The organism is Flavobacterium sp. RSP15 (genome assembly GCF_003968755.1).
In the GTDB taxonomy this organism is placed as follows: Bacteria; Bacteroidota; Bacteroidia; order Flavobacteriales; family Flavobacteriaceae; genus Flavobacterium.
Genome location: NZ_RYDL01000008.1, coordinates 99,816 through 107,183, shown reverse-complemented (window position 1 = coordinate 107,183; position 7,368 = coordinate 99,816). Strand labels below are relative to the sequence as shown.

4 protein-coding genes and 2 tRNA genes are annotated in these 7,368 nt (G+C 35.9%); 3 read left to right on the top strand and 3 right to left on the bottom strand.

The window, feature by feature from the left end; translation table 11 throughout:
• Positions 1 to 6: 6 nt before the first annotated feature.
• A tRNA-Met gene (locus EKM00_RS10200) sits at positions 7 to 79 on the bottom strand.
• Positions 80 to 113: 34 nt separating this feature from the next.
• Positions 114 to 186 (bottom strand) — tRNA-Met (locus EKM00_RS10195).
• Positions 187 to 304: 118 nt separating this feature from the next.
• Between EKM00_RS10195 and era the strand changes: the two genes are divergently transcribed.
• Together era and der are read left to right on the top strand one after the other, a co-directional pair.
• On the top strand, positions 305 to 1,186 hold the full coding sequence (gene era / locus EKM00_RS10190) for a GTPase Era (RefSeq protein ID WP_126452863.1): 882 nt from the start codon (positions 305 to 307) through the stop codon (positions 1,184 to 1,186).
• 279 nt (positions 1,187 to 1,465) lie between these two features.
• Positions 1,466 to 2,776, top strand: a complete 1,311-nt coding sequence (gene der, locus EKM00_RS10185) for a ribosome biogenesis GTPase Der (protein WP_126461959.1) — start codon at positions 1,466 to 1,468, stop codon at positions 2,774 to 2,776.
• 397 nt (positions 2,777 to 3,173) lie between these two features.
• On the opposite strand, the gene EKM00_RS10180 is transcribed toward der, so the two are convergent.
• Positions 3,174 to 3,926: a DUF2490 domain-containing protein gene (locus EKM00_RS10180; protein WP_126516090.1), complete on the bottom strand. Its 753-nt coding sequence runs from the start codon at positions 3,924 to 3,926 to the stop codon at positions 3,174 to 3,176.
• A 625-nt stretch (positions 3,927 to 4,551) separates the two neighbouring features.
• Between EKM00_RS10180 and EKM00_RS10175 the strand changes: the two genes are divergently transcribed.
• A complete protein-coding gene (locus tag EKM00_RS10175) occupies positions 4,552 to 7,365 on the top strand; it encodes a T9SS-dependent M36 family metallopeptidase (protein WP_126516089.1) in 2,814 nt (937 codons plus the stop codon).
• Positions 7,366 to 7,368 lie beyond the last annotated feature (3 nt).

Below are 7,368 nucleotides of genomic sequence, written 5' to 3'. Positions count from 1 at the left end.
TCTTAGTAGCGGGAACTGGACTCGAACCAGTGACCTTCGGGTTATGAGCCCGACGAGCTGCCTACTGCTCTATCCCGCGATGTGCGTTTGTAATCTCAATATGATTAACTTAGTAGCGGGAACTGGACTCGAACCAGTGACCTTCGGGTTATGAGCCCGACGAGCTGCCTACTGCTCTATCCCGCGTTGTTTCGACTGCAAATGTACAACCAAATTTACTAAATTCAAACATAAATTTAAAAAAATGTTTTATTTCGTCTATTGACTTGATATGTCTACCTTTGCACAATAAATTATATTGAAAATGTCACATAAAGCAGGTTTTGTAAACATCATAGGGAATCCAAATGTTGGAAAATCAACATTAATGAATGCCTTTGTTGGAGAACGATTGTCCATAATTACTTCAAAAGCACAAACAACACGCCATAGAATTCTTGGAATTGTAAACGGGGAAGATTTTCAATTGATCTTGTCAGATACGCCAGGAATTATAAAGCCTGCCTATGAAATGCAGGCATCTATGATGAATTTTGTGAAGTCTGCTTTTGAAGATGCTGATATCTTGATTTATATGGTCGAAATTGGAGAGCAGGATTTGAAAGATGAAGCTTTCTTTAATAAAATTATTCACGCCACAATCCCAGTTCTGCTTTTATTGAATAAAATTGATACTTCAAACCAAGTGCAGCTAGAAGAGCAAGTTGCTTTTTGGGCAGCCAAAGTTCCAAATGCAGAAATTTTCCCAATATCTGCCTTGCAGAATTTTAATGTGCCAGAAGTTTTTGGACGTATCATTGAGTTATTACCGGAATCACCGGCGTATTACCCGAAAGATCAATTGACAGACAAACCAGAACGTTTCTTTGTGAATGAAACCATCCGGGAGAAAATATTATTGAATTATAGTAAAGAAATTCCATACGCCGTAGAAATTGTTACCGAAGAGTTTTTTGAGGATGAAAACATTATCAGAATCCGTTCTTTGATTATGGTGGAGCGCGAAACCCAAAAAGGAATCATCATCGGACATAAAGGAGCCGCTTTGAAGAAAGTAGGAATGGAAGCTCGTGCCGACTTGGAGAAGTTTTTCGGAAAACAAATCCATATTGAATTGTACGTAAAAGTCAACAAAAACTGGCGTAGCAACGTTAATATGTTGAAACGATTTGGGTATAATCAGTAAGACAACTGTTCCGGATTCAGTTTTTTAGTGCTCAGCTCTAAAAATTTTACGATAAATAATAGTAGAACTCGAAATGCCCTAGCCCAGATGGGAACGGCATCCTTTTATGTTTTTCTTTAAAACATAAAAGATAGAGTGGACAGCTGGAAATAGCTCCTAAAAAGGCATTGAAATTTAGTTTGAAGGCGTGCAGTTAGTGTGCTTTTTTGCTGAATACTCAAAACTAGTCACTACAAACTAAAAAAAGCATACCTTTGCAAAATATTTGAAAATAGGATTATGAATAACATTGTTGCGATAGTAGGAAGACCTAATGTAGGGAAATCAACCCTTTTCAATAGGCTGATACAAAGAAGAGAAGCTATTGTAGATTCTGTTTCGGGAGTGACCCGTGACAGAAACTACGGAAAAAGCGAATGGAACGGAAAAGAGTTTTCTGTAATTGATACCGGCGGATACGTGCGTGGTTCTGATGATGTTTTTGAAGGAGAAATCCGTAAACAAGTCGAACTTGCAATAGATGAGGCTGATGTTATCATTTTTGTGGTAGATGTAGAGGAAGGAATTACTCCAATGGATGATGCCGTTGCGCGATTGTTGCGTAAGGTGACAAAACCAGTTTTACTGGCTGTAAACAAGGTAGATAATTCCATGCGTGAGAAAGATGCGATTGAGTTTTACAACCTTGGTTTAGGAGAATATTATACGTTTGCCAGTATTTCAGGAAGTGGAACCGGTGATTTATTAGATGCATTAATTGATGCTTTTCCTATAAAACCAGAGCCAACTCAGGAAGAAGTGGTATTGCCGCGTTTTGCAGTGGTTGGACGTCCTAATGCTGGAAAATCAAGCTTTATCAATGCTTTAATTGGTAAAGACAGGTATATTGTTACCGATATTGCGGGAACAACTCGGGATGCAATTGATACAAAATTTGACCGTTTTGGTTTCGAATTTAACTTAGTGGATACTGCGGGTATTCGTCGTAAAGCGAAAGTGAAGGAAGATTTAGAGTTTTACTCAGTAATGCGTTCGGTTCGTGCGATTGAGCATGCGGATATTTGCATTTTGATTATTGATGCCACGCGTGGATTTGAAGGTCAGGATCAAAGTATATTCTGGTTGGCTGAGAAAAACCGTAAAGGAGTTGTAATATTAGTAAACAAATGGGATTTAGTCGAAAAAGAAACGATGTCAACTCGGGATTATGAAGCTAAAATCAGAGAAGAATTGATGCCATTTACGGATGTGCCTATTCTTTTTGTTTCGGCTTTGACCAAACAGCGTTTGTTAAAAGCATTAGAAGCAACCGTCAAAGTATTTGAAAATAGAAAACAGCATATTGCAACTTCAAAATTCAACGAATTTATGTTGAAAGTGATTGAAGCCTACCCGCCACCAGCAACAAAAGGGAAGTATGTAAAAATTAAATACTGCATGCAGTTGCCAACACCTACACCACAATTTGTATTTTTTGCTAATATGCCACAATATGTAAAAGAACCATACAAACGTTATCTGGAGAATAAAATTAGAGAAAACTGGGACTTTTCAGGCGTTCCAATCGATATTTATATTAGAGAAAAATAAAAAAAATCCCGATTTTATCGGGATTTTTTTTGCATAAAATGGATTTGAGTAATTAACGTTTTTCTTCTTCAAAAGTTTCCGTAGGATGGTCACTGTACCAATCTTTGAATGTTTTTGTAGTTTTAATCGTCAGTTAGAACGGTATAAACCATAAATTGGATAAATGGTATACCACGCAATATAGAATCATTAAAATTGGCAGAGGAATAGTGGTTTGACATAAATCGGCAAATACAAAAATGTAAATGGTGGTAAACCACGCGAGTTTAATTGCGAAATTTTTCATGATTATATCTTTTAATTAAGACACATCTTAAATTCTAAATATTTAGTTAATACACTAATAATTAATACTTAAAATATGATTATTTAGTATTTTTGTAAAAATATATACGTACTAATAGTTCTTTCGGTTCTTTTTTTGGAGTCTTATTTTATGCAATATACTGAATCGGATAATATTTCTATTGAAATAATCAATTCCGTTGGATCGCTGCTGAAAACTATTTAAATAGCCCAATTCTAAAGCAATATTCGGATTAAAACCATATTGTAGAGCGATGTAAATTCGGTTTTGGTCAAACGTATTTTTGATGATTTTTTTTCCAAAATTAACCATTACTTCATCAGATAATATTGCTTTGACAAAGTGTTTTTCTTTTTTCCAAAAGGTATAATCCCCTTGAAGTCTGTATCTGAATCTCCATGAAAACGAGGATCCCGGCGATAAAGCAGTCTTGCTAGCGTTATGAATAAAACGTTCTTCTAATTGAAAACGTTGATGGAAAGTTACTTTACCTATGATTTTTTTCCATGTAATGTCTTGTTGCCCTCTATATTCCGGGATTTCAAAATCAAAATTAATTTCAGGAACCTGCGTGTCAACAGAGAAATAAGCAAAACCGACTCCAGTTTCCAGATGATCATTAATTTTATAACGTCCTTGAACACGAATAACATATAAATTTTCAGCACTAGGCTTTACAAAAAGACGATTGTCAAATTCAGAATGCAGAGACCACTTCTCGTTTAACGATAATTGGTTGTAATAGCGTGTCCAAAGAATACTTTGATGATCCACTATTTTGCTGCTTTGTCCTTGGCAGCCCAGTGACACAAATAAAAACAAGATGATTCTAATGGTTTTCACTAAATTTTATTTCGATTATGGCAAATTTAAAAAAAAGTCTAGTATTTCTATAGGGTATATTTTATTTTATTTAAAATATTTTAAAATTGGTGTGCATTCAAAATAAGGTGCTAACAGTCTGGTTATTATTAAGTGCATTAATGTTTTTGTAAGTAATTCATAGACAGATTTTTGCCTTATTATAGTGCTGGTATAACTTATAAAAACTCGGGTGTAGAACCAGTGGTTTTGTGTTCTTTGTACTGATTGTGGCCAAATATATAGCTGTTTTAACGCTGGTGCATTAGATGTGGATTGCATTTTGTAGTCTTCAAAACATTATACATTAGTTTGTTTTTAAAAGGAATAAAACTGATTGGTAAGTTTAGCTTGTAGTTTTAAGCACTAGAATTTTGAATAACAGAATATTGTCTTTTATAAACGTGTACAAATATGTTGTTGGTATTGCTAAAAAATATTTTTTTCTTTTATTTTAGGGCAATAAATTGCTATTTACATTCTTTTTTATGTTTAAATATAAATTATTGGTTTTTTATTTCAAATTATACGCTAAAATTTATAAAATTAAATTTCATAAATTACTTTCGTCGTAAATTTGAATTAAGTAATTAAAAATCGGCTATTTATGAAAAACCTTTACTCTGTTTTTTTGTTTTGTTCTTTTTTAACCTTGAGCACCGTGAGTCATGGTCAAGATAAAAAAGATATTATAAAAAACTATCTGCTTGTGAATTTTGCAAGTTTAAATTTATCTGCTTCAGATGCCAATCAATTTACCATAACCAGTTATGGAACGCTTAAAAATAAGGAGTATTTGGTTGCTTACCTACAACAAGAAGTTGGAGGCATTAAAATTGCTAATACATCAGCAACAGTGCTTTTAAAAAACAATGTGGTTACTAGCTTTACGCATATGTTCGTAAAAAACATATCGGGAAGCATTAGTAGCGGGACTGCAAGTTTAACTGCAACTGAAGCAGCTAAACAAGCAATTAATCAGCTAGGACTAAACGGTTCTGCTGGAGTAGAAGTAGTGAATTATGCCACTAAAAAGGATGTATTACCTTCCGAATTGGGTAGTACAACTTTTGAAGCACCACTAACTTATTTTAAGAACATCAGCAATAGCTATGTATTGGCGTATGAGATTATTGTCAAAGCTCCAGACTCACATTGGTGGTCAACTAAAATTAATGCTTCAGATGGCGCCCTCTTGAATCAGTCTGATTTAATGATCAGTTGCAACTTTGACGTTCCTGTTGAAACAGATGCAATTCCAATAGATACAAGAAGCCACAAGAACCACACCCATAGCTATGGTACTGATAAGCTTTCATTCAACTTTAAAAATGACAGCAAAAAAGTTACTTTAGTGAAATCTAATTCAGCTCTTTCTGCTTCGGATGGGTCAAAATATAATGCGTTTCGTTTGGGTATTGAGACACCAAATCACGGTAGTCGCAGTATAATTCAAAATCCTGCCAACATTGCCACTCAACCAGCTGGAAGCGCTGTTCCTTCACCACAAGGATGGCATGATTTTGCTGGAGTAAAAGACACCAAAACAAAAGGTAATAATGTCCAGTCTTATGAAGATGGTGGTAAACTTAATGCACCCGCTAATGATAATTCTTTTGCCGCAGAAAACGGCGCTACAGGAGCATTAAGTTTTGATTACCCTTTAGATTTGACCCAGGCACCAATCAACTACCAAAAGGCGGCTGTTGTCAATTTATTTGTATGGAATAATTACGTGCATGATTTTTCATACGCATACGGTTTTGACGAAAATAATGGAAATTTTCAAGAAGACTCTTACGCCCGATTTAACGCTATTGACGGTGTAGTAAATAATTGGGATGGTGATGAAGTACAGGCTGAGGCTCAAGATGGTAGTGGACTTAACAACGCTAATTTTGGTACTTTGGTTGATGGATTTGAGCCAACCATGCAAATGTTTTTATGGGGCGCCTCTCCTTTTGGAGAATTTCTTGATGTGATTGCTCCAAGTGCAACTGATATTCGTAGGTCATATGCCTCAACTCGTTTCCCCTTTGTAGCTATTCCTAGAGAAGCAGATCCTTCTAAGGACAGTAAATTAATACTTGCAGAAGATGACGGGACTCCATGGCTTGGAACTAACACCACTCCTCCCGGTACACCAGCACAGAGTCCTGATCCTAGAGATGGATGTACAGCTTATACAGCTGCCGGTGCGGCTGCAGTTAAAGGTAAAATTGCTGTTATCATCCGTGGTAATTGTCCTTTTGTTGATAAAATTATAATAGCGCAGGAAAATGGAGCAATTGGTGTCATAATGATTAACAACGCTCCAGGCGCTGGTCCAGTTAATGGAGGCGGTGTACCATACAAACCGATTACAATCCCCACAGTAGGTTTATCTTTTGAGGACGGGAAGATATTACTAGACAAAATGGCAACAGAGGATGTCTATGGTAGACTAATTGACAGAGGTCCAGCTGAAAATTTAATCAACAGAGATGGAGATTTAGATCAAGGGATCATCGCGCACGAATATGGGCATGGAATATCTACTCGTTTAGTAGGAGGCCGGAATCGTATTGACTGTTTATTGGGTCAAGCCCATGAAGAGCAAATGGGAGAAGGTTGGTCAGACTTTTTTGGACTTGTAATGACTCATAGAACCGGAGATACTCAAGGTCAAAAAAGAGGAATAGGAACATACGTACAATTTCAGAATACTGAAGGACCAGGAATACGTCCTTCTCCTTATTCTACTGACATGGGAATCAATGATTACACTTACGCTGATATTGCTAGTCCTAAATTAAGCGTGCCTCATGGTATTGGTTTTGTATGGGCAACTATGATTTGGGATATGTATTGGGCTTTTATCGGCACATACGGTTTTGACCCAGATATCTATTATGGAACTGGAGGAAACAACATGGCTATCCAATTAGTAATGGATGGTCTAAAATTGATTACCTGTGATAATGTTGGTTTTGTGGAGGGTAGAGATGCAATAATAAAGGCCGACGCAGCACTTTATGCAGGTAAAAATGAATGTTTGATTCGTGCAGTATTTGCAAGAAGAGGTGTTGGAGCTTTGGCCCTTCAGGGCACATCTGCACGCAGAGATGATCAAGTGGAAAACTTTCAAGTTAATCCTTTACTAGGTCCTTGTAATTCTTTATCTATTTTTGATAATACAAAAACTTTATTCAGTATCTATCCTAACCCGATGACTTCTGAAGTGTTTATCAATACAAATAAAAACGCAGGGAATGCTGTAATATCTATATTTGATATCAACGGAAGACAATTAATAGAGTCTAAAATGGACTTAGCTACCGAATCTAGAGTAGACACGGGTAATCTTGTTCAAGGGGTTTATATTATAACTATAAAATTAGAAGATGGTACAAGTTACAGTCAGAAGTTGATTAAAAAATAAGAA